Origin of the sequence: Embleya sp. NBC_00888 (genome assembly GCF_045207655.1) — a bacterium.
In the GTDB taxonomy this organism is placed as follows: domain Bacteria; phylum Actinomycetota; class Actinomycetes; order Streptomycetales; family Streptomycetaceae; genus Embleya.
Genome location: NZ_CP108784.1, coordinates 6,864,173 through 6,888,039 on the forward strand (window position 1 = coordinate 6,864,173; position 23,867 = coordinate 6,888,039).

14 protein-coding genes are annotated in these 23,867 nt (G+C 72.5%); 8 read left to right on the forward strand and 6 right to left on the reverse strand.

Translation table 11 applies throughout. The features are described 5' to 3' along the window. The first annotated feature begins 3 nt into the window (after positions 1–3). Genes OG948_RS29150 through OG948_RS29160 form a run of 3 tightly spaced genes read left to right on the forward strand, consistent with a single transcriptional unit; the run spans position 4 to position 2,839 of the window. On the forward strand, positions 4–1,275 hold the full coding sequence (locus OG948_RS29150; RefSeq protein WP_406299297.1) for a glycosyltransferase family 4 protein: 1,272 nt from the start codon (positions 4–6) through the stop codon (positions 1,273–1,275). After that, complete coding sequence (locus OG948_RS29155; protein ID WP_406299298.1) at positions 1,272–2,348, forward strand: glycosyltransferase family 4 protein; 1,077 nt, start codon at positions 1,272–1,274, stop codon at positions 2,346–2,348. The genes OG948_RS29150 and OG948_RS29155 overlap by 4 nt, the downstream gene beginning before the upstream one ends. Positions 2,349–2,392: 44 nt before the next feature. Continuing rightward, a complete protein-coding gene (locus tag OG948_RS29160; RefSeq protein ID WP_406299299.1) occupies positions 2,393–2,839 on the forward strand; it encodes a group II truncated hemoglobin in 447 nt (148 codons plus the stop codon). A 131-nt stretch (positions 2,840–2,970) separates the two neighbouring features. On the opposite strand, the gene OG948_RS29165 is transcribed toward OG948_RS29160, so the two are convergent. The 3 genes from OG948_RS29165 to OG948_RS29175 all read right to left on the reverse strand — a co-directional run bounded on the left by OG948_RS29165 (position 2,971) and on the right by OG948_RS29175 (position 6,197). Next, on the reverse strand, positions 2,971–4,122 hold the full coding sequence (locus tag OG948_RS29165; RefSeq protein WP_406299300.1) for a glycosyltransferase family 4 protein: 1,152 nt from the start codon (positions 4,120–4,122) through the stop codon (positions 2,971–2,973). Beyond that, a complete protein-coding gene (locus OG948_RS29170) occupies positions 4,119–5,195 on the reverse strand; it encodes a GNAT family N-acetyltransferase (protein WP_406299301.1) in 1,077 nt (358 codons plus the stop codon). Before OG948_RS29170 ends, OG948_RS29165 begins: the two co-directional genes overlap by 4 nt. A gap of 75 nt (positions 5,196–5,270) precedes the next feature. Then, entirely contained in the window at positions 5,271–6,197 is a 927-nt protein-coding gene (locus OG948_RS29175) for a polysaccharide deacetylase family protein (protein WP_406299302.1), read from the reverse strand. A gap of 302 nt (positions 6,198–6,499) precedes the next feature. Here OG948_RS29175 and OG948_RS29180 point away from each other — a divergent pair, with 302 nt between their 5' ends. From OG948_RS29180 to OG948_RS29200, 5 genes are all read left to right on the forward strand, one after another. Continuing rightward, a complete protein-coding gene (locus OG948_RS29180; protein WP_406299303.1) occupies positions 6,500–8,083 on the forward strand; it encodes a GNAT family N-acetyltransferase in 1,584 nt (527 codons plus the stop codon). Next, positions 8,083–9,660 (forward strand): GNAT family N-acetyltransferase, encoded by a 1,578-nt coding sequence (locus OG948_RS29185; RefSeq protein WP_406299304.1) that lies wholly within the window; start codon positions 8,083–8,085, stop codon positions 9,658–9,660. The genes OG948_RS29180 and OG948_RS29185 overlap by 1 nt, the downstream gene beginning before the upstream one ends. Beyond that, positions 9,657–10,472, forward strand: coding sequence for a polysaccharide deacetylase family protein (locus tag OG948_RS29190; RefSeq protein ID WP_406299305.1), 816 nt, complete (start codon positions 9,657–9,659; stop codon positions 10,470–10,472). The genes OG948_RS29185 and OG948_RS29190 overlap by 4 nt, the downstream gene beginning before the upstream one ends. Continuing rightward, complete coding sequence (locus tag OG948_RS29195; RefSeq protein WP_406299307.1) at positions 10,465–11,622, forward strand: glycosyltransferase; 1,158 nt, start codon at positions 10,465–10,467, stop codon at positions 11,620–11,622. The genes OG948_RS29190 and OG948_RS29195 overlap by 8 nt, the downstream gene beginning before the upstream one ends. A gap of 89 nt (positions 11,623–11,711) precedes the next feature. After that, positions 11,712–12,485 (forward strand): sugar transferase, encoded by a 774-nt coding sequence (locus OG948_RS29200; RefSeq protein WP_406299308.1) that lies wholly within the window; start codon positions 11,712–11,714, stop codon positions 12,483–12,485. Positions 12,486–12,563: 78 nt separating this feature from the next. Here OG948_RS29200 and OG948_RS29205 read toward each other — a convergent pair whose 3' ends face one another. The 3 genes from OG948_RS29205 to OG948_RS29215 are packed head-to-tail and all read right to left on the reverse strand — an operon-like array spanning position 12,564 to position 23,855. Then, on the reverse strand, positions 12,564–13,703 hold the full coding sequence (locus OG948_RS29205) for a hypothetical protein (protein ID WP_406299309.1): 1,140 nt from the start codon (positions 13,701–13,703) through the stop codon (positions 12,564–12,566). Positions 13,704–13,731: 28 nt separating this feature from the next. Next, entirely contained in the window at positions 13,732–16,314 is a 2,583-nt protein-coding gene (locus OG948_RS29210; protein ID WP_406299310.1) for a right-handed parallel beta-helix repeat-containing protein, read from the reverse strand. Beyond that, a complete protein-coding gene (locus tag OG948_RS29215; RefSeq protein WP_406299311.1) occupies positions 16,311–23,855 on the reverse strand; it encodes a hypothetical protein in 7,545 nt (2,514 codons plus the stop codon). Before OG948_RS29215 ends, OG948_RS29210 begins: the two co-directional genes overlap by 4 nt. Positions 23,856–23,867 lie beyond the last annotated feature (12 nt).

The following is a 23,867-nucleotide window of genomic DNA, read 5'->3' on the forward strand; positions in this document are numbered from 1 at the left end:
AGCGTGCGCATCCTGGTGTGTCCGCACGACATGCAACTCGGCGGCAGCTCGATCAACGCCGTGGACCTGGCCCGCGCGGTACGCGACCTGGGCCACGAGGTGTGGGTGATGGGTCGTCAGGGCCCGTTGCGGCAACGGGTCGCCGCCGCCGGGCTGCCGTTGCTCGCACTGCCCGAGCGGGCGTACGTGCGGCCCTCGCCCGCGGTCTCCCGGACGATCGCGGCGGCGGTGCGCCGGCACCGGATCGACGTCGTGCACACCTACGAGTACTGGCCGCTGGTGGAGGCGTTCCTCGGCGCGTTCGTGCCGCGCGGCACGCCGGTGCTGGGCACCGTCATGTCGATGGGCAGCCTGCCGCCGTACTTCCCGCGTACGGGTGTTCCGCTCACCGTGGGCTACGGCGAGCTGTACGAGGAGACCGGCGAGTTGCGCGGCCTGGAGGGCGCGCGGGTGCACCTGCTCGAACCGCCCGTGGACACCGCGATCGACCACCCGGTCACCTCGGCGGTCAACGGCAGCGCGCCCGACGTCGACGTGGACGCGTTCGCCGCCGAGCACGGGCTGCTCAAACCCGCGCCCACGGTGGTGATCGTGTCGCGACTGGCCAAGCACCTCAAGCAGGAACACCTGGAGCGCACGATGGACGCCGTGGCCCGGCTGTCCCCGGAGGTGTCCGGACTGCGCCTGGTGATGGTCGGCGGCGGCTCCATCGAGCGCGAACTCCAGGCCAGGGCGGCCGGGCTGAACGCGGACCTGGGCCGGCGCGCGATCGTGCTCACCGGCGAGATGGCCGATCCGCGTCCGGCCTACGCGCTGGCCGACATCGTGGTGGGCATGGGCAGTTCGGTGCTGCGCGGGATGGCCTTCGGCAAGCCCACCGTCGTGGTCGGCGAACAGGGCTTCAGCAAGCCGGTGACCCCGGAGACGATCGGCGACTTCGACGCGCTCGGCTTCTACGGCCTGGGCGTGGGCCGGGAACCGGTCGAGCGGGATCCGCTGGTCGGCCAACTCACCGCGCTGCTGCGGGATCAGGCCGAACGCGAGCGGATCGGCACCTGGTCGCTGGACCTGGTGCACGAGCGATTCGCGCTGGAGCGCCAAGCCGAGCGCCTGGTCGAGTGGTACGAACAGGCCCGCACCGAACGGCCGGTCGTGCGCGGCCGGGTGGGCGAGGCGGTCCGGGTCGGCGGCCGACTGGTCGGCTTCAAGGCGACCCAGCGCGGCCAGGCCCTGCGCCGGCGGACCCGCGACCGACGCGGGACCGCGACCGGATGAGCGAGCCGACCGGCCTGACCATGCTGCACGTCGGGGCGTTCTCCGGCTCGGTGCCGGCGCTGCGCCGGGCGCTGGCGCAGCGCACGGCGGTACGGGCGCACGACCTGATGCCGCTGGCCCGCGCGCCGGGCCTGGCCGGCGCGCGGCTGCGGGCCGTGCGCGAGGCGCGCCGGGCAGGCACGGGGACGCCGTGGACCAAGACCGACGCCTGGACGGCGGCGCTGGACCGGCGGGTGCGGGCCCGGGGGCTGCTCGGTGCGCGCGACCCGGTGCTGATCGTGCAGACGCTGCCCGCGCTGGTACCGCCGGCGGGGGTGCGCTACGGCGTGTACACCGACCGGGTGGGCCTGGAGGGCGCGGCGGTCGGCGGTGTCCACCGATCCCGCTACACGGACGGGTGGTTGGCCCGGGAGCGACGGCTGCTCCTGGGCGCGCACCGGGTGTTCGTGATGGGCCCCAGCACCGCGGACGTGCTGGTCACCGAGTACGGCCTGGCGCCGGACCGGGTGCACGTGGTGGGCGCGGGCACCAACGTCGACCCGGCCGCGGCGGACCCCGGGCCGCGCACCGCGGATCCGCCCCGACTGTTGTTCGTGGGCACGCAGTGGGAGCTCAAGGGCGGCCCGATCCTGCTCGAGGCCTTCGCCCGGCTGTACGCGCGCGACCCGCGCCGGCGGCTGACCCTGGTCGGCAGCGGCCCGGACGGCCCACCACCGCCCGGCGTGCGCGTGTTGGGCCGGGTGCCGCACGCGGCGATGGGCGCGGCGTACGACGCGGCGGACGCGGTGGTGATCCCCACGCACATGGAGGCGTTCGGGATCGCCCTGGTCGAGGGTCTGACCCGGGGCCTGCCGTGCGTGGCCTCCACGGTCGGCAACCAGCCGTGGATCGTGGGCGACGCGGGAATCACCGTGCCGCCGGGAGATGTGGACGCGCTGGCGGACGCTCTGGTGCGGCTCGGCACCGACTACGCCGGCTTTCGCGAACGAGCCCTCGCGCGGGGCGCGGAACTGCGCGCGACGATGACGTGGCCCGCGGTCGCCGATCGCATCCTGGCCGAACTCCGCGGGTAGCGGGTGGTTGACAGCCGGCCCCGCGCTGTCTGGGATGAGTGGCCATGGAGACGCTTTTCGAGCACGCGGGCGGACACGAAGGTCTGCGCCGGTTCATCGACATCTTCTACGGCAGCGTCCTGGCCGACCCACTGCTCCAGCCCCTGTTCGGCGCGGGACGCCCGGAACACGTGGACCACCTGACCGCCTTCACCGCCGAAACCTTCGGCGGCCCGGAAGACTTCAGCCGGAACCTGGGCGGCTTCCCGCATCTGATCGAGGTCCATCGCGGCCTGCGGATCACCGAGGAACAGCGCCAACGCTTCGTCGACCTGTACCTGGCCGCCGCCGACGCGGCCGAACTCCCCGCCGACGCACCGTTTCGGGAGGCGCTGCGCTCACACGTGGAGTTCGGCACGCAGGTGGCCAAGCAGAACTCGCACGCCGAGACCGACGAACAACTGCACCCGCTCCGCGAAGTCCCGCACTGGGACTGGCCGGGTACGGACTGACCCGGCACCGACCGACCCGCGCGTCGACACGACCCGGTCCGAGCCGGTCCGGCTCGTGCCCGTTCGCGCCACCGGGCGCGTGGTCGGGCCGGCCGGGTCGCCCCGCGTCCCGGCCCGGCCCCGCCGTCCACCTACCCCCGGCGACGCCGCAGCGCCGCGCGCTCGTAGACCTGGGCGAAGCCGTCGAGCATGTGTTGCCGGGTGAAGCGCGCCAGCACCCGTTCCCGGCTCTCCGCGCCCATTCGAGCTCGCAGCGCGTCGTCGGTGAGGAGTTCGCGGCACGCCATCACCAACCCGCCCCGGTCGCCCGCGCGCAGCAGTCGGCCGGTGACCCCGTCCGCGACCACGTCGGTCACGCCGCCCACCGCGGTGCCGACCACCGGTACGCCCGCCATCATCGCCTCGGCGACCGCGAGCCCGAAGCCCTCGTAGTGCGACGTGGACAGGAACAGGTCGGCCGCGTCGAACGCGTCGCTCAGCCGCGCCAGCGGCGGCACCACCCGGACCTGCTTCGCGACGCCCAACTCCTCGATCAGCGCCGGGACCTGCGGCTCCTGACGGCCGATCACCAGGAACACCACGGGTGGACCGGCGTCGCCGAGCTTGCGCACCACGTCCGCGGCGACGCGCACCATCAACGGGATGTTCTTCTGCGGCGCCCGGCCGACACCGACCACCACCAGCGCCTCGGCCGGGATGCCCAACTCGGCGCGCAGCGCGACCCCGGCGGCCGGGTCGGGTCGATGAACCGGAACACCCAACGGCACCAACGGAATCCGCTCCGGGCGCCAGCCGACGATCGCCGCCGTGGCGTCCCGGACATGGGTCGAGTGCGCGAACGGGCGGAAGCCGGCGGCCTTGACCATGCCGACCTCGATGCCGTTGGTCAACCGCGAGTGCAGACCGTCCTTGAGCGGCTCGTGCACCTCCAACACTCGGGGGAGCCCGGGGGAGCCGAGGGCGGCGGGCAGCGAGAGCCGGGCCGTGCCGCTGTGCGCGTGCAGCACGTCGGGCCGCAACTCGCGGACGCGGCCCGCGATCCGCATCCCGAGCCGGATCTCGTCCGGCGGTCGGGTGGGACCCTCGTGGTCGAGCGAATGCACCGTCACATTCGGCCCCAGCTCGCCGAGTTCGTCCTCCTCCCAGGCCGGCCTGGCGATGATCGCGTGGCAGTCGAAGCGCTCCGGGTCGAGGCCGGCCAGCACCTGTCGGCTCACCTGCGGGATCCCGCCGCCGACGCTCAACCGCCACACCACGTGCACGAGCCTGATGCGATCCTTCACGCTTCCCCCCGAACCGGCTGAGACCGGCGATCCCGGACCCGGCGGGCCGCGGACTTGGCGCCCAGCAGCGCGCCGCCCGGCCCGCGGGCCACCAACCATGTCGTGTCGTAACGATCCGTCGCACCGAATCGGTGCTTGAATTCCTCGGCCCCGCGCAGGAAGTCGAAGGTGCGCACGTCGCCCGCGGCGAGTGCGGTGAGCGTCTCGTGGAAGAGCACCGTGCCCAGGCTCGCCTTCGCGTACGCCGGGTCCCAGCCCAACTGGTAGTAGGCGAAGGTGTCCTGCCACAGGAACCCGTACAGGATCCCCACCGGCCGGCCCGCCGGATCGCGCGCGACCAGCGCGCACGGCCCGCGACCGGCGTCCGCGCGCGCCGCGAGCGCCGCGTGCAGCGGGCGTCGGGTGGCGTCGAACGCGCTCGATCCGCCGATCGCGTCCCGCCGCGCCCGGTGCAGCCGCAGCAGGTCGTCGAAGAGTTCGGTGGTCATCGCCTCGGGCGTCACCCACGTGAACGTGACCCCGTCCTCGGCCAGCTTCCTGGCCTTGCGCCGCACACCCTGCCGGTGTCGCGCGGAGCCCAGCGCGGCCGGGTCGGCGGGCATCACCGGGCACGCGGTGCGCTCGATCTCGCGCGCGCCGGGCGGCAGGAACGGATCGCCGGTCGTGGCGTCCAGATGCGGGAAGACCATCGTGCGCCGCCGGGCGAGCGAGGCCAGCCACGCGCGTACGTCCTGATGCCGGCGCGGATCCACGGCGAACCCGCAGTGATCGGCGGCACCCGGCCCGGTGCCCAGCAGCGTCCAACTCGCCACGCCGCCGGGCAGCCGCGGGTGCAGCCGCTCACGCGTGCGCAGCAGCGGCACCACGGCCTCGGCGCCGCCGTCCTCGGCGCGCCACACCGCCACCACCACCCGCCCGGCCTGGTCCCGGCCCAACGACTCGGTCCAGCCCAACACCCAGTCCGGCGTGGTGAAGTACGACGTTCCGGGCGTCGCGGCGACCAGCGCGCGCCAGGACGGAACCAGTGCCGCCAACTCGCCGGGCGAGCGCAACAGCGTGGGCAGAGCAAGCACGGTGATCCCCCCGGATCTCTCCGTCGACCGGACCCGGCGTCCCGCCGGCCCGAACAACCCGCCGATTCAAGCAGGTCAACGCCCGCCGCGCAGCGCGTGTACGGCCGGATGCAGCCCGGACAGGATCGTCGCGAACCGGTCCGGACGGGTGTTGGACCCGACCCGCAGGCGAGAGATCCGCAGCGGATGGTCGGGCAGCCGGGGCCCGAGCCGATGATCGAAGAGGAACCCGGTGCGATAACCGAGTTCGGCCAGCAGTCGTTCGGCCCGCGCGTCCCAGTTCCCGTTCGGATACGCGAACGAGCTCGGCGCGCGACCGAGCAGCGTGGTCAACCGCTCGTGCGCGTCCACCACCTCGGCCCGCACGTCCGCGTCGGCGCAGCGGTCCAGCAGCGGATGCGTGAGCGAGTGGTTCTCCACCCGCACCCCGCCCGACTCCAGGGTGCGCAGGTCCGCGCCGGTCAACTGCGTTGTGTCCACCGCCTCGTGGCCCTCGCGCAGCTCGGCGAGCAGGCTCAGTCGCCGCTCCTGCGGCACCGTCTTGAGATACGCCACCCACCCGCTCGGCGAGCGCTCCGGCTCCCCGGCCACCCGTGCCCCGGCGGCGACCAACCGGTCCGCCTCGTGCCACCAGAACGGCGTACGCGAGTCGATCGCCGACGCCACCACGTAGGCCACGCCCGGGATGCCGCGCTCGCGCAGCAGCGGCAGGCCGTGCTCCAGGATGCTGCGCTCACCGTCGTCGAAGGTCAACAGCACGGCCTTGGCGGGCAACGCGCGCCGCTTCTCCAGGGCCGACTCCACCTCGTCCAGGGACACCGGCCGGGCGATTCGGCGCAACCGATCCAACTGCCCCGCGAACGTGGCCGGATCGGAGATCCCGTGATACCCGAGCACCGCCAGCCGCAGCCGGGCACGGCGAACGAACCACACCTGCGCCGGAGACCGCCGCAACAACGCGTCGCCCCCGGCCCGTACCGACCCCACCATCGAACCGCCCACCCCAGCCTCCCCAGCCACGCGGCTCCCGCTGCCGGAACCGTAACAGCGGGGTCACGTCCCGTCAGCCGGTCACCGAACGTCCGCCCGCCGGTCACATCCGGGCAAGACCACGGACCCCGGATATCGGGGAACATCACGCACGACTCGTGGACGGATTGCGAAACACCCTTCACGCGTGACCCATCCGGCCTAATCTGGTCGGCGGGCGACTCGTGTCCCAACCGTGTGGGGGCGGAGGGCGCCGGTCGGGCACAAACGTTCCGATGCTGCTCACATCGGGACCGCGAGGTGGGGGCCGGGCGATGGTCAATCGTGCATCGACTCTGCGCGCCGAGGAGATCGAGGTCGATCTCGCACGCGCGTGGGACGAATTGGTGGTCGGGCGGGGGGTCCAGGCAGACGTCTTCGACACCCACGCCTGGGCGTCGTCGTGGTTGGCGAGCCGTCCACATCGGACCGAACACGTGCGCATACCCGGTGTGTTCGACGGTGGCCGCCCGCTGGCCCTGCTGCCGCTGGAGTTGGACTCGGCCGGCCGCGCGCACGAACTCGGGCGCGGCCAACGCGAGCGGACACGTGTCGCCATCGGCACCACCGACCCGGAGCCCGCCGTACTCCACGAACTCGCGGCGGAATTGCGCCGCGGCGGCATTCGGGAACTGACGCTGTACCGGATGGCCGGCCGCGACCCCGCCACGCACGCCCTGCTGGACGCGCTGCGCGAGGCGGGCTACGCGGTGGACGTGCGCGAGCGGATGACCGACATGATCGAGACCACCACCGACGGTTGGTCCGCCTACCGGGCCCGCCACCGAGGCTTCGACAGCGCGGTCGGGCAGACCACCCGCCGAGCCGGACAACTGTGGAAGTTGCGGGTCGCCGCGTTCGGCGCACCGGGCACCCCGCCGCTCGCGGCCGGCCTGGCCGACCACGAGGAACTGTTCGACCTGAGCTGGAAGGGGCGGCTCGGCGCCTCGCCCGAACGCCGCCGACTGCTCACCCACGCGCTCGACGCGCGCGGCATGGCCCGGCTGTACGTGCTCTACGCCGACGACCGCGCGATCGCATCGTGCCTGGGCGTACGGATCGGCCCGGTCGTGCACTGGCACACCGTCGCCTACGATCCGGCCGCCGCGATGCTCTCACCGGGCAACGTGGTGCACTGGCGCGCCCAGGAACTCGCCTTCGCGGAAGGCGGATTGACCCTGATCGACCTGCTGCCCGGAGCCAGCCCGCTCAAGGACCGGATCAGCACCGAAAGGCCCCCGCTGCTGGACGTGTGCGCGGCCCGGGTACCGCGCCGGGTGTTGCCGCTGCTGCGCGGCGCCCGCGAGGTGCAGCGCGCGGTACCGATCGCCGCCCGGGCCCGGGTCCGCGGCCTGCGCGCCCGGGCGACCGCGAGCGAACCCGGCACATCCGGCATCCCCCGCCGGCTCGAGGCGAGACCCGCGACCGAGGTCCCGGCGCTGCCCAGTCCGGAACTGACCCTGGACCAGCCCACGCTGCGGCTGCTCACCGTGGCCTGCGCACGCAGGGGCCCGCAGGAGATGCGCGCCGAGTGGGGCCCGCACGATCGCTGGTACCGGATCGGCGCCGCTCCGCTGGCGGTGGCCCGGGTCGACACCGGCGAAGTCGTCCCCACCCTGCGCGAGGTCGTGCGCTACGACCCGACCTACACCCTGGAGGCGATCGCGCTGATGCTGGCCGACCTGCTCGCGTCGCCCGTCCGCTACCTGGACGCGGTGCCCGTGCGCGACCCGCGCCTGCGCTGGCCCCGCGCGTGGGGGCCGCCCACGATAGGGTCCGCCGCACCCTCGGCCGCCGCCGTGTCCGCCATCGCGAGCGCGCGCACGCGCGGCGCGCTGAGCCGTGCCGAGGGGGCCTGATGCGGGCCCGCCCGATGCACCCCCTGGAGATCGACACCGCGTTCGCCGCGTCCTGGGACCGGCTCGTGGCCGCGCGCGGCGTACACGCGGACCCGTTCGACACCCACGCGTGGTTCGCCTCCACGCTGCACGGCCACCAAGACCCGCTGGACGACATCCGCGTGGTGTCCGTGCTCGACGAGGCCGACCAGCCGCGCGCGCTGCTCCCGCTGGAGCGGATCGGCGCCGACCGCTGGGGCGTTTTCTCCGCACACCGCCGACCGCGCAGCCACGTGGTCGTACACCCCGACGAACCGCACGGCGCCGACTCGATCGCCGACGCGCTCGCCCGCACCGGCATCCGCGAACTGCGCCTGCACCGGATGCCCAGCCGGGACCCGGAGACCCACCGACTGATCGCCGGGCTGCGCGCGTGCGGCTACACCGTCTCCGCCCGGGAGAAGGCCTGCGACATGCTGGCCGGCGTCGAAGGCGGCTGGGCCGGCCACAAGGCCCGGTTCCGCAGCTTCGACCGCTACGCGCACCGCTTCGCCGCCCGGGTCCGCGCGCACTGGGACCTGACCGTCGACGAGATCGGCGGCGCCAAACGCGCGCACGAGCGCGACCTCGACGCCGGATTCGCGATCTACACCGACCTGTTCGCCCGCAGCTGGAAGGGCCCGCTCCAGCCCGCCGCGGCCGACGCGCGACGCGACCTGATCGCCCGCGCCGTGCGCCACGACTGGGCCCGGCTGTACATCCTGCGGGTGGACGGCGTGCCCGCCGCGATGCACCTGTGGTTCCGCCTGGGCGACGTGGCCACCTGGCACTCCACCGCCTACGACGAACGCTTCGCCGCCCTCGGCATCGGCACCGTCGTGCAATGGCAGGCCCAGGAACGGGTGTTGAGCGAGCCCTGGCCCGCCGGCAGCAGCCCGCGCCTGGTCGACCTGATGCCCACCCGAACCCCGCAGAAGTTGCGGCTGGCGCCCGAACGGCCGGCGTTGTGGGACATCGAGGCGGTCCGCGACCGGCCCCTGCTCGCCGCCACACTGCCCGCGCGCGGCTTCGCCCGGGCCACCCGGATGTCGGTCGAACAACATCTGCGGGTCCGTCGCGCCAGGTCCGCCGGTCCCGAACCGACCCTGGTCGCCGAGACGGTGATCGCGCCCGCGATCAACCCGCAGGGCGAGGCCGGCCACAAACTCGACCCGGTACACGAGGCCGGCATCGAGGACAACCGCCCGATCGCGCTCGCCTGCGGCTACCGGGGCACCGACGCGGTCGACGCCGGCCGGGCCCGCGGCGAGACATGGTGGCTGGTCGGCGAACAACCGCACACCCTGGTCCACCTCGGCGCCGACCGCACCGTGCACACGATCGCCGCACTGGGCACCGACCGCGAGCGACCGCACTCCCGACACCCCGACGAGACGGCCCGCAGCGTGGCCACCGCCCTGGGCGAGACCCTGCGCCTGTACCCGCTCGACCCCGCCGGCACCCCCGGCACCCCGCTCCGCCAGGAACCCGAACCGGTCCCGTGGCCGGTCGCCCGCACCGCTCCCACCCGGCTCACCTCGAAGGGCACCACCCGATGACCGCCATCAGCGGCGACCGCGTGCGCGCCACGCTCAAACGCGGCCTGGCCGCCACCGCCCTCGCCCGCGAGCCCGCACCCGGCGCGACGCTGCTCATCTACCACCGGGTCGGTGGCGGCACCCGCGACGAACTCGACCTGCCCGTCGAGGCGTTCCGCGCCCAGCTCGACCTGCTCCCGCGCGCGCACGTGGTCTCGTTGGACACCGCCGTGGACCGGCTGGCGGCCGGAGACCGCACGCCCTCGATCGTGCTCACCTTCGACGACGGCTTCGCCGACGTGTACGCCAACGCCTGGCCGGAACTTCGGCGCCGGGCCCTACCGTTCACCCTCTACCTCGCCACCGGCTGCATCGGCGAACGCATGCGCTGGGAGGGCTCCACCGGCACCAGCGGCGGATCCCCCGCGCTGAGCTGGGACCAGGTGGCCGAACTGGCCGACTCCGGCCTGGCCACGATCGGCAACCACACCCACAGCCACGCCCGCCCCGAGGCGCTGACCGCCACCGAACTCGACACCGCCTCGGACGACATCGAACGCCGACTCGGGCTGCGGCCCGCGCACTTCGCCTATCCGTGGGGCATCGCCGTCCCGGACATGGAACACGCGCTGCGCTGCCGATTCCGCAGCGCCGCCACCGGCGTGCTCGGCCGCAACCTCCCGGGCTGTGACGCGATCCGGCTGCGCCGGGTCCCGGTCCGGCGCACCGACCCACCCGCGTTCTTCCGCGCCAAACTCGGCGGCCGGCTCGCCCAGGAACGCGCCTACGCGGCCGTGGTCGGCCTGGGCAAGAAGGCCGGTGCGCATGCGTGAGCCGCGCGGTCCGGGCGGCCGACCCCTGCGGGTCGCGCACCTGACCACCATCGACATGAGCCTGGCCCTGCTCCTGCGCACCGAACTCGAGGAGGACGTCGCGGCCGGCTTCGAGACCTTCGGGATCAGCGCGGCCGGCCCCTATGTCCCCGAGGTCGAGGAACTGGGCGTCACCCACGTACCCCTGAACTCGCTCACCCGCGCCTGGAGTCCGCGCAGCGACGCCGCGGCCGGCGCCGAACTGGTGCGCACGCTGCGCCGACTGTGTCTGGACGTGCTGCACACGCACAACCCCAAAACCGGGGTGCTGGGCCGGATCCTGGGACGGGCCACCGGCGTTCCGGTGGTGGTCAACACCTGCCACGGCCTGTGGATCCGCCCCGGCGACCCGTGGGCCCGCCGCGCGTTCGTGCTGGGCACCGAGGGCATCGCCGCCCGCGCGTCACACGCCGAGCTGTACCAGAACGCCACCGACCACGCCACGCTGCGCCGGGCCGTGCCCGGATGGCGATCGCGCGTGGTCGGCAACGGCACCGACCTGGACCGCTTTCGACCCGATCCCGAGGCCCGCGCGGCCGTTCGGCGCGCACTGAACGTGGCCGAAGATGAACTACTGGTAGGCGGAGTCGGGCGGCAGGTCGCCGAGAAGGGCATCCTCGAGTACGTGGAAGCAGCCGGACTGCTGGCGGGCAAGGCCCGATTCGTGTGGATCGGACCCGAGGACCCGGACAAGGCCGACGCGGTGTCCCGCGCCGTGCACGGATCACAGGTCGAGTTCCCGGGCGCGCGCGCCGACATGCCCGCCGTGTACAACGCGCTGGACGTGTTCGTGCTGCCCTCGCACCGCGAGGGTTTCTCACGATCCGCCATGGAGGCCGCGTCCTGCGCGCTGCCCATGGTGCTCAGCGACATCCGAGGCTGCCGGGAGATCGGCACCCACGGCGAACACCTGCTCCTGGCACCACCCGGCGACCCTCGAGCACTGGCCGCCGCGATCGACCGTTTGATCACCGAACCGGACCTGCGCGCCGAACTCGGCGCCGCGGCCCGGCGCCGCGCGCTGGCCGAGTTCGACCAGCGCAAGGTCGCGGGCATCTCGATCGACACCTACCGGGCCGTGGCCAGACGCCGGGGCCTGGGCTGGACTTGACGCACACAGTGGGCGACGACCGGTGAGGGAGACACCGCCGACGCCCGGAAGACGCCACAACGAACGCCACACCAGGGGAGGGGCATGGCATGCGACGACTGTTCGACATCACCGTGGCCGTGCTGGCATTGGTCCTATTGGGGCCGGTCCTGCTCGCGATCCACGTGATGATCCGCGCGACCATGGGTGGGCCGGTCCTGTTCCGACAGACACGCAGCGGCCTGCACGGCCGAGACTTCGAGATCCTCAAGTTCCGCACCATGCACGACCCGCGATTTCCGGACGAACCCGACGCGACCCGCATCACCCGCACCGGACAGTTGCTGCGCACCACGAGCCTGGACGAACTCCCGCAACTGATCAACGTGTTGCGCGGGCACATGAGCATCATCGGGCCGCGTCCGACGCTGCCGAGTCAGGTGGTGCACTACACGCGGCGCCAGCGCGGCCGGCTCGACGTGCGGCCCGGACTGACCGGCTGGGCCCAGGTCCAAGGGCGTAACACGCTCAGTTGGCCGGTGCGGATCGAATACGACCTCTGGTACGTGCGCAACCGCAGCGCCCGGGTCGACCTGACCATCCTGTGGCGCACCATCGGAGTGTTGTTGCGCCCGACCGGGATCACCGCCGCCGGCGGGGTCAACCCGGGCTTCCCGGTGCCGGTGGCCACGCTGCCCGCGGAGGACCCGGGCCGGGAGGCCGCGGCCCGCCCCGGGGGCACCCGCTTCGACCGCGGCGAGACGTTCCCGCTGCCCAGACCCATCGTGTGGGCCGCGCCGATCACGCACTCCCCGGTCGACCCGACCCGGATGTTGCCTCCGCAGCGACCGGCGGGCGACTCGTTGGCGGAAGAGGTCTCCTGAGCCCGGAGCCGCCGTGCGCACGGATGTCCGTGCCCGATCGTGGGGATCGGGCACGGACATCGCCGTGTTCGGCCCGGGTCAGCCCGTGCAGCTCGCCTGCACCTGACCGGCCGCCAGATGGGCACCCGCGGTGCCACCCCAGTCCACGCCGCGGGTGACCAGCTTGACGGCGATCCTGCCGTTGCTCACCGGGAAGGTGCCGGCACTCACCCAACGACCCTTGTTCGAGACCTGGTCGATGGTGAACTTGTCGTACCAGGTACCGGTCTTGTCGTCCTCCTTGCCGCGCAGCACGTAGTACTGCGCGGGATTGCCGCCCACGTCCCGGCCGTTGCCGGCGGGCACGTACACGCCGATCTGACAGCGCCGGGTGGCCGAGCCGACGTCGAACCACCACAACACCCGGGCGCTCGTGTCGTCCTTGTTCTTGTCACCGGACATCGGCACCGCGTCGAATCTGCCGTTGCAGCCGTCCTTGTTCCAGCCACCGCTGCCCACGGTGTACCAGCCCTTGGAGCCGTCGCTGTAGCGGCCCACCTCGGCGAATCCGCTCGCGCCGGTGTTCGCGCAGCCGTGGCCCGAGACGCCGGTGAAGGTCTGCTTGGGCGCGAGCGAGCCGGGCTGCGCGGGCGGCGGGACGGCCGGCTTCGGGGTGGAACCACCCGGCGTACTTCCGGGGTTCGAAGCGGAGCCACCACCGGGCGAACCGGACAGCGGAGCGCGCGCGCCGGGCGTGGAGCCGCCGCCCCCGAAGGTGCCGGTCGAGCCGCCCGACGACGCGGAACCCCCCGAATTGCCGGTTCCGGACGAACCGTTGCCGCCGGTGGGGTAGTCGGGCGGGTACGCCGAGCCGCCGGCGGGGGTGCCCGCGCCGGGTGCGCTGCCACCCGGGCCGGGATCGCCGGGCGCAACGCCGGTGTCGCTCCCGGAGGTCGCGGTGTTCTGCGGCGGCGCCGAGGCGCTCGGCGGCGACACCTGGACCGGCCTGTCCTGCATCGGCGCCGCCTGCGCGACCGGCTTGCGATGACCGCCGTCGTCACCGCCGAACTCGATCGCCGAGGCGATGGTCACCACGGCCAGACCGGCCGCCGCGAGCACCGGCATGCCCAGGCTCACCGTCCACACCCGGCGGCCGGGTCGCAGCGGCCGCCGAGGCGTACGCACCGAGCGCGCGAAGGCGTGCCCGAAGTCGGGGTCGGGGTTGGGGGGTTCGGCCATGTCGTGCCTTTCGGGTCGGTTCGGCCGCTCACGCCTGATCGGGCGCGGCCGGAACGAGATCGGGAAGGTCGGGCGCGCGCAGCGAGACCAGGTCCGCCGCGGTCACCTCGGCCACCGCGGAGATCCGCCGGGCGTGCCGCTCGGTCATCTCCTGGAAGGCCTGCCGCGCGGAGCGCCCGTTGCCGAACCGCCGATCGCGCGGGACCGAGTCGAAGTAGGCCAACAGGCCCGCGCGGGCCGACTCGTCGAGGGTGTACTCGTACGCCGCGGCCTGGTGCTCGACGATCCTGACCAGGTCGGTGGAGGCGTAGTCCTCGAACACCACGGTGCGGTTGAAGCGCGAGTCCAGGCCGGGGTTGGAGTCGATGAAGCGGTGCATCTCGTCCGGGTAGCCCGCGACGATCACCACCACGTCGTCGCGGTGGTCCTCCATCAGCTTGACCAGCGTGGCGATGGCCTCCTGACCGAAGTCGCTCCCGCCCGCCGAGGTGAGCGAGTACGCCTCGTCGATGAACAGCACGCCGCCGAGCGCCTTGCGGAACACCGCCGTGGTGCGCGGCGCGGTGTGCCCGACGTACTCGCCGACCAACGCGCCGCGATCGGCCTCCACCAGATGACCGCGTGTCAACATCCCCAGCGCGGCCAGGATCCGGCCGTACAGCCGGGCCACCGTGGTCTTGCCGGTGCCCGGGTTGCCCGCGAACACCAGATGCCGGCTCAGCGGCGGCGGGGTCAGCCCGGCCTCCTCGCGGCGGCGTACCAGTTGCATGAGCTGCACCAGCGTGGCCACGTCGTGCTTGACCCGGGCCAGCCCGACCAGGTCGTCGAGCTCGGCGAGCAGCGTGGTCAGATCCGCCGGCGCGGGGACCGGGTCGCCCGGCTCGGGCGCCCGGCCGGCGAGCGGCGCGGTCGCGGGCGAACTCCGTCCGGAGACCGCGGTGTCCGCCACACCGCGCGCCACACAGTCGGTGAACACCGCGGACGTGTCGTCCGGGTCCTCGATCGTGGCGTCGCTCGGGCAGTCCCGGAAGGAGCAGTCGCGCAGCGCCGGTGCGGCCCCGGCGGCGACGTACACCGCCGGATAGGCCGAGCCGCCCAGCACGCAGTCGGTGAACTCGCCCTTGGCGCCGCCCTTGAGGAAGATGCCGTTCTTGCCCGCGCCGGTCAGCGAGCCGGCCCGGACCACCGGCGCCGCGTCGGTCCACACCACCATCGCCGAGCCCGCGCTGTCGGTCACCGCGCAGTCCTCGAACACGGGCGTCGCACCCTCGTGCACGACCACTCCGGCGGTCCCGGCCCGGGCCACCCGGACCCGGCGCAGCGTGGGCCGGGCCCGCGGACCCACCTCGATCCCGGCCCGCCCGGTGACGGTGAACGCGCAGTCCTCGACCCCGGCGTCGAGATCCTCCTCGAGCCGCAGCCCGGTGCCGCAGTGATGCGCCGCGCACCCGGTCAACCGGGCGGTGCCGATGCCGCCGAGGTGCATGCCGGTCATCTCGGCGGAGCGCACCAGTACCCCGTCCGCGCCGACACCGGCCGCGCCCGCGAGGCACAGGCCGTGTTCGGGGGTCGGGCCCAGGACGACCGCGGCGAGCTCGCCGTGCGCGTGCTCGTCCAGGTGCACGGCGGTGAACGTGGTGTCCGCGACGGCGACCCCGTCCAGGCCGACCCGGGCCCGGCCGCGCGCGAAGACGCCGTTGGCGCCGGTGGAGCGGATCAGTCCGCCGATCACGTCCAGGCGGGAATCCTCGTCGGCGACCGCGCCGCTGAGCGTGGAGGCGACGATCTGGCAGTCCAGCACGCTCGCGTGGGCCCGATCGATCGCGGCCAGCCCGGAAGCGCCCGCGCGCTCGATGACGGTGCCGCGCATGGTCAGTTCGGCGCCGCCGCGCACGAGCACCGCGTCCTCGCCGCTCTCGGCGCAGCGGCAGGCGTCCAGGCCGACCGCCGCCTGGTCCTCGGCGAGCACCGCGTTGCGCGCACAGCGCAGGAAGGCGCAGCCGCGCACCTGCACGCCGGCCTGGTCCCGCACCTCCAGTCCGATCACCGCCTCGACGATCACCGAGTCCGCGAGGGTCACGCCGGCCGAGCCGGCCGCGAGCACGCCCGCGCCGTCCACGGAGAGCACCCGGCAGCCGGTCATCGCCAGCCGGGCCCGGTCCGACACCGAGACGCCGGCCACGCCGGCGCCGGATATTCGGCAGCCGTTCAGCCGTACCCGGGCGTCGTCGATGATCTCCACCCGGCCGCCCATGACGCGGCACTCGTCGAAGGCCACCTCGGCGGTGCCGGTGACGTGTACGGCCGGCGCGTTTGCGTCGGCGGCGATCAGCACGACGCCCTCGACGCCCGCCCCGGATCCGCCGCGCACGGTCAGCGCGACGTGCTGAGCACCCGTCAGGCGTACGCTGCCGGGGCCCTGTTCGGCGACCAGGACGACGGCGCGGTCGAGTACGACGTGTTCGCGGTACTCGCCGGGCGCGAGCAGGACCCGGGCGCCGTCCGGGGCGGCCTCGATCAGGTCGGCGATGGTGCGGCGCGCTCCCGCGCCCCGGCCGGCGCGGTCGCCGCGATTGCCGCGGGCGCCGCCGCGGTTGCCGAACACACTCACGGCTTGGTTCCGTTCTCGGGTGTGCGGTGAGGAAGGTACTTGTCGTTCAACCCGAGCCACCCTTGGAAGAGCTTGTTGAGCTGCGCGTCGATCAGCTTCTCGCCGAGCTTGATGCCGATGTCCAGGATTCCGGACTTGCGCCAGAACCGGCCCGCCATGTAGGCGTCCACGCCGAACTTGAGGGCTCCGGGACCGAAGGCACCGCCGGCCAGCGAGCCGAGCGCCGCGACGCCGCCGTAGGCGAGCGCGTCCAGGCCGTAGTGCTTGACGCCGTTCTTGTCGCCGAACACCGCGGCGTTGAGCGAGCCGTTGACGAACGCGACGAGCGGGTTGACCGCCAGGCCCAGGCCGAACTTGTACAGGCCCGACCGCCAGCGCAGCGCGGTGTCGAAGTTGGCCCAGTCGGTCTTCCAGTTGTCGCCGAAGTAGGGGTTGGTGTTGAACGGCTTGCCGAAGTCATTCGCGGTGAGCCCGTCCTTGAACTGCTTGGGGGAGAACGAGCCGGGCCGGAACTTGAGTTCGTGCAGGCGTGCCATCAGCCCGGCGAAGCTCGCGGACACCGCGGAGTTCAGGAGGATTCTGCCCCAGTCGGTGCCCGAGACGTTCCCGTCGTTGATCAGCTCGGTGATGATGCCGGCCAGCACGGAGAGGCCGAAGTCCTGGGTGAACTCCATGCCGACCTTGGTCCACACCTTCTGCTCGAAGGTCCATTCCCTGGTGCCGCGCAGCGCGTCGGGCGCACCCCAGTGCCGTCGGTTGGTGTCCGCGAGGCCGCGGTTGTAGCCGCGGAACTCGTTCAACGCGCCGTGGTGGTCCACGGCGCGTCCGACCAGCTTGAACCGCGAGTCGACGCCCGTGGCACCGAGCTTGTCCGGGTGGGCCCAGGACTTGATCCGGTTGAGCACGCCCGGGTCGGCGGCCGGCATCTTCTCGAAGATCTTCGTGGAGAAGCCCTGGTGTACCACGACGTTGCCGTCGGCGTCGTACAACCGCTGCTGGAGGTAGGCGAGATCCTTCTCCAGGTAGCCGACCACGTTGCCCTGGTGGGTGATCGGCTCGAACGAGCGGATCTTCGCGCCGTTGCGGAGGTCGTCCCAGTGCCGGGTGTTCGGGATGCCGTCCGGGCCGATGCGGTATTCGCGGATCGCGTCGCCGCGACCCTCGCGGATGGTGTGGGTGGCGCCGCCCACCTCGATCTCGTCGCGCCAGTACCTGCCACCGGCGTCGACATGATTCACCCGGTGCCCGCCGGGATGTGCCTGGATCTCCCCGGTGCGGGTCCTGACCGTGGTCGTATACCGGTCCGCGGCTTCTCGTTCGATCACCGCGATCCGGCCGTCGCCGAGCGACTTGTGCTCGTACACCAGGACGTCCCGGTCACCGATCCTGCGGAAGTCCTTGAAGCCGTCGTCGAAGCCCTCGCCCCACATCTGCGCGCCGCCGCGGTTGGTCGTGCGGAAGCCGGTGTTCTCCGCGCCGGGCAGCGGTACACCGTGCTCGTCCAACCGCTGCCAGGTGAAGCGGCCGTCGGGCCTGCCGTCCATCCTCGCGTGCACGAAACCGCCGCCGTCGAGCGCGTCGCGGCGTTCGACGATCTGGCCGAATCGGTTGCGGTCCACCCAGGGCCCGGTCCGGCCCGGATCGCCCTGGTACTCGCGGACCGTACCCTTGCGGTCGACGACTTCGCGGACCAGGACGCGCTCATCGGTCCCCGGGACGGTCTTGTAGTCGACCCAGCGGCGATCCGCGCCGAATTCGCGCACCCCTGTCTCGGTGCCACCCACCTCGCGCCAGGTTCCGCCTCCGCCCGGAGTGTCGGCGGTGAACTCGATCTTGCGGCCGTCCAGCAGCACGCGACTCTCGCGCAGCAGTTCGCCGTTCAGGTTGAAGTCCTGCCACGTGCCGTCCAGGCGCTGGAAGCGCACCGCACGCTCGATCGTCCCGTCGGCGGCCGTCCAGGAGACCTCCCAGTGCCGGAAGAGTCGGTCGTCCCCGGTGAACAGGCCCCCGGGGAAGTCCGGTTTGCCGGGGAAGAACGGAACGTTGAAGCGCTGCTGCCAGATCCGGCGCGCCTTGAGCTCGAGGTCGCCGAACCTCGAGAAGGTCGCGGACTCCTCGTTGACGTAGTTTCGCTCGATGTAGTGCTTGAACTGCTCGGTCGGCTGCATGCTCGGTTCGAACGTGTACTGCCTGGTGCTTCGCGCCTTGTCGGGTGCGGAGAAGAACTTCTTCCCCAGCCCGCCGCGCATCGGCGCGAACCGTTCGAAGGCGACGAGCCCGCGGTCGGCCACATCCTGCATCGCGGCACCGGCATCGCCCTTGACGTGGGTGACCCGGGCCTTGAAGCCGAAGTTCGGGTCGAACCGGAAGCGCAGCTCGCCCCGGGCCTGAAGCGTGCCGTTCGCCTCCCACTTGTGCCAATTCCAGTCCCGGAAGCCGGTCTTCTCGGTGATCAGGATCCCGCCGTCGAGCTGCGGGAAGAAGTCGCGCACCTTTCCGCCGAGCAGGTGACGGGCGTTGAGCTCGAAGACACCGTCGATGACGTCATAGGCGGTGTTGTCCCAGCGGACGTAGCGCGTGCCGGAGGCGATCGGGCTGTGGCCTGCGGTCTTCTCGACCCACGTCCACTTGCCCGCGTGGTCGCGGAAGCCCTCGATCCAGTGACCCTCGTGGGCGCCGGAGGGATCGCGCGTGTAGACGGGCGTGCCGTCGCCGTCGACCAGTCGACGGATCCCGTTGTCCCTGCCGTCGGGGCCGGCGGGCCACTTCTCCACCGTGCCCTTGCGGAACGGCATGTGTTCCCAGCCCAGGTCGTGGCCGACCGCGCCGCCCGCGGGGCGCATGTCCTGCCAGGTGAGGGTGACGTGATCGATGCGGCGGGTGGCGCCGGCGATCGGACCGCCGAGCGGGTACTCGAGCAACCTGTGGTCGAACAGGTCGGGTCTGTCCCACTTCTCCCACGTGCCGCGCAGCCGGTCGGTCACCCTGAACTCGCCGGAGTCGGGCAGGTGCTCGCCGACATGGGTGACCTTTCGGCCGCGTACGGCATTGCCCTCGACCTTGAAGGCGTCGTTCGCCCACACCTCGAAGCTGCGACCCGCGACGCCGGCCGGACCGTCGAACACCTGGTATCGACCGTCGACCAGCCCGCGTGCGTCGGCCAGGACGACGTGCGTACCGTCGGCTCGGCGGGGTCCCCAGATCTGGAAGTCCCGGACCGTGTCGTCGACGCCGGAGACCCTGAAGAGGTTCTTGCCCGGGATGTGCGCGCCGTTCTTGAGCACGACCCCCTCGGCGTCCCAGATCTGGAAGCCCTGCGTCGGTCCGCTACGGGGGGCGTCGAACACCTGGTGGGTTCCGTCGCCGAGGGCGCGGGCCTCCCTGAGCACCGGGTGGGCGCCGCCGACGGTATGCGTTCCCCAGATCTCGAAGTCGGCGTTGTGCGGGTCGGTGACCTTGAAGTCTGTGGTGGCGGCCCGGTATTCGGCGCTTCTGAGCACGCTGCCGTCGCGGTGCCAGATCTGGAAGTCGGCGTTGTGCGGGTTGGTGACCTTGAAGTCATCGGTCGCGAGCCGGTATTCGGCGCTCCTGAGCACGCCGCCGTCGCGGTGCCAGATCTGGAAGTCGGCGTTGTGCGGGTTGGTGACCTTGAAGTCATCGGTCGCGAGCCGGTATTCGGCGCTCCCGAGCACGCCGCCGTCTCGGTCCCAGATCTGGAAGTCGCGGTCGGCCTCGTTGGTGACCTTGAAGTCGTCCGTGGCGGACCGGTATTCGCCGCGCTTGATGGTGGTGCCGTGTCCGTCCCAGACCTCGAAGCCCTGCGTCGGCCCGGTGCGGGGCACGTCGAACACCTGATACGTGCCGTCACCGAGGGCCCGGCCCTGCCTGAGAACCGGGTTCGTGCCGTCGACCGTGTGCTGCGTTCCCCAGATCTCGAAGTCGGCGTCGTGCGGGTTGGTGACCTTGAAGTCACCCGTCGCGGGCCGGTACTCCGCGCTCTTGAGCACGCCGCCCTGGTGGTCCCAGATCCGGAAGTTCCGCGTCGGGTCGGTGCGTGGTCCGTCGTAGACCCGGTATGTGCCGTCGGGGCGTGCGTAGGCGTCGTGGAGTACGGGATGTTCGCCGTCCGCGCCGCGTCGGCCCCAGATCTGGAAGTGCCCGCCCGATTCGCTCACGACCTTGAAGTCGTCGGTGGCGGGCCGGTATTCGCCCCGGGCGAGGACCGGATGGCTGTCGTCGGCGCCGCGCGGACCCCAGATCTGGAAGGGGTCGGTGTCCCCCTTGGGCATGCCGTGTACCTGGTAGGTGCCGTCGGGGAGTCGGCGGGCGTCCGCGATGAGCGGATAGGTGCCGTCCGGCTGACGCGGCCCCAGAATCCGGAAGTCCGACTCGCCGATCCTCGGGCCGTCGAAGACCTGGAAGGTACCGTCGCCCAACCTGCGGGCGGTCTCCCGCACGACGTGGTTGGACACGATGTCGCCCGTTCCCGACCCTTGTTCCCAAATGTGGAAGGTGTGCGCGGTGTCCATCGGTCCGTCGAAGACCCGGAATCTCCCGTTGCCGAGATGCTGTGCGTCGTCGACGACGGGATGGATGCCATCGGCGCCGCGCGGGGCCCAGACCTGGAAGTCCTCGGACCCCACCTCCGTGACCTTGAACCGGCCGCTCTCGGGGAGGTGTTGCCCCTGCTTGAGGACGGTGCCGTCGAGGTCCCCCCAGATCCGGAAGTCCGAGCGGGCACCGGCGGGTCCCGGGAAGACCTGATAGGTGCCGTCGGGGAGGAGATAACCGTCGTGGAGCAGCGGGCGGGTGCCGTTCGGGCCCATCGGGCCCAGAACCTCGAAGTGGTCCACGGCGTTCGGGCCGCCGAACCTGGTGATCGCGGGCTCGTGCGGCTCGGCGGCCCGATCCTGTTGTTGCCAGGCGTACGTCTCGCGGGGCCTGGTGTCGTTGACGTGCTCCACGGGCGGGAGGCCACCGCGCAGTCCCGGCAGCTTGGCCAGGGCATCGGCGACCTTGGGTGCCGCGACCGCCGGGTCCACGCCCCACGCCTTCAACGCCGCCGTGGCGTCCGCGAGTGCGAGCCCGGCGTTGGCCCGGGTCGCCGTGGCGATCATCAACTCGGCCCGCGCCACGCCGCCGCTGCCCTCGCCGGTGAACTGCCCGGCGCGCAGCGCCTGCTCGGTCGCGGCGGCCCGATCGAAGGCGTGTCGGGCCCGGGTGTAGTCGTGCCACGCCTCCAGCCGTGAACCGGGCAGCGGGAGCGTGGACTTGCCACCGGGCCCGGGCCCGGTGGCCACGTCGTCGAGCACCTTGGCGACCAGATTGTCCTGCGTGGCCCCCAGGTGGGCCAGCGCGTTCGGTGGGAGTGGCGCGCGCCCGCCGCCGAAGGTGTGCGAGGGCGTGGTGGGCGGCGGTACGGGCGCGGGAGCGGCCTGGGGCGGGTCGGCACGCAGCGGGATCCGCTCGCCGACGAGCGTCGACACGGTGTTCGTCGTGCCCTGACCACCCGCCAGGTCCGGGCGAACGCCGGCGCTGTTGCCGCCCGCGAGGTCGACCGGGGTGAACCGGGCCGAGGCGGCCGGGACGTGATCGGTGTTCCGGGGGCCGCCGGCCAACAGGTTGAACGCCGTGTCCTGGTGCAGTGCGGAGACCCCCGGGCCGCCGGGCCCCGCGGGCGGGACGGGTGGCGCCGCCGGTGTCGACCCGACCCTGCCCGGTGCGGTCGCCAGCAGGTCGAACACGTCCACCGTGGGCGCCGCCCCGCCGCCCGGCGCCGTGGACGCCGAGACGCTCGACGTGGAACGTACGTCGAGCGGGCGGGTGGTGGTGCCCTCGGTGAGTGCCGTCGGCGGATGCGTGGACGTGGGCGCGCCGGGCGAGGACACCGACTGCGACAGGCCCGGGGTGTGCGTGGTGGTCGTCGGCGCGGGGATCTTGTTCGCGAGCGGGTCGGGGGCCGTCGCCACGAAGCGGTCGGTGCCGACGGTGGTCAGTGTGGTGTCGCCGTGGGTGAGCCGGCGCATCTCCGGGAGCGGGGTCATCCGTACGTCGTCGCCCAACCCGATCGCGCTCTTCGCGAACGACTGGCTGCTCTCGACCGCGCCGCCGATCGTGTGCGGCGTCATGGCGCCGAGGTTCAGTCCGTGCGGTGCGGACATGCTTCCGGCCTGGTTCAGCACGTCGTGCAGCGAGTTCCACTGCACGTTCGGCGTTCCCACGTGGCCGACCGTGGCGCCCAGGGATTGCAGGCCCTCGTGCCCGAGCAGGGTGTGGTCGAAGGTGTACACGCCGAGCCCGTAGTGCGGGGTGTACAGGCCGCTCGCCGCCGGGACGAACACGGCGGTGTCGAACGAACTCCCCGCCCGCGCCACGCCACCCGGGTCGAACGCGCCGATGGACAGGTTCGGATGACCCTTGAACAGCGCCAGGTCCTTGCCCATCGGCCCGCCGGGCGGGGCCAGGGTGGGGGTGTGTCCGCCGAGCTTGCCCGCGCCGCCCGCCGCCGCCGGCGGTACGCCCAGCGACGCGCGGATGAAGTCCTTCCGGCTGCCCAGGACACCGCGCTCCCAGAAGCCGATCTTCAGTGCCCGGGACAGGCCCAGCTTGGCGATCTCGTCACCGGCCACCGGCAGGATGATGCCCAGCGAGCCCCAGCCCTTGAGTTCGCCGAAGCCCTTCTTGGCCACGGCCCAACCGGTCTTGCCCACCCACACGATCGCCTTGAAGGGCAGCACGAGCAGCTTGCCGACCAGCGCGCCGCCCTTGAAGAGCAACGTGCCGGTGAGCAGACCCGCGTAGGCCAGCGCGAACTTCCAGCCGGCCAGGTTGAATCCCTTGAGCCCGGTGCTCAGCAGCGACAGCAGGTCGCCGGCGCCCTTGAACAGGTTGACCGCGCCCTTGCCGAGCCCCACCAGCAGGTTCTTCAGGCCGCTGAGCAGCGCGGGCAGCAGCGCCTTGGTGGAGGGGAACAGCACGCCCAGGATGTTCAGGAACAACTCCAGGCCGGTGGCCTTGCCCCGGGCGAAGTCGGCGATGGTCTTGCCCAGCACGACCAGGTTGGCGCCGAACGCCAACAGACCCAACGGGCCGCCGAACAGCACGCCGAGCACGGTCAGCACGATCGTGAAGATCTTGAAGAAGTCCCAGAACTCCTCGGCCACGGTCTTGGGGCTGGTCTTGAGCGCGGTGGCCGAGGCCAGCGACTTGCGCGCCTTCTCGACCGCCTCCAGGTACATCGTGCGCGCCGTGGCCATGGTCGCCCGGGCCGCCGCCAGACCCGGGTCGTTCTCGGGCAGCGGGGCCGCGGCGTTCAGCGCCTCCTGGGCCTTCGCCTGGGCCGCGAGCAGGTCCGTCGAGTAGCCGGCCAGTGCGGTGCTCGCGAGTTGTGTGGCCTGGGCCAGCTTGTCCACGAACAGCTTGAGCTGGTCCTTGACGTGCGCGCGCAACTCGCCGGCCGCCTCGCCCATCAACGGCGCGCCCGCGCCCTCCCGGACCAGGCCGGCGAGTTTCGTGGAGGCGTCGCCGGCTTTCTTCGTCAACGCGGCCAGATA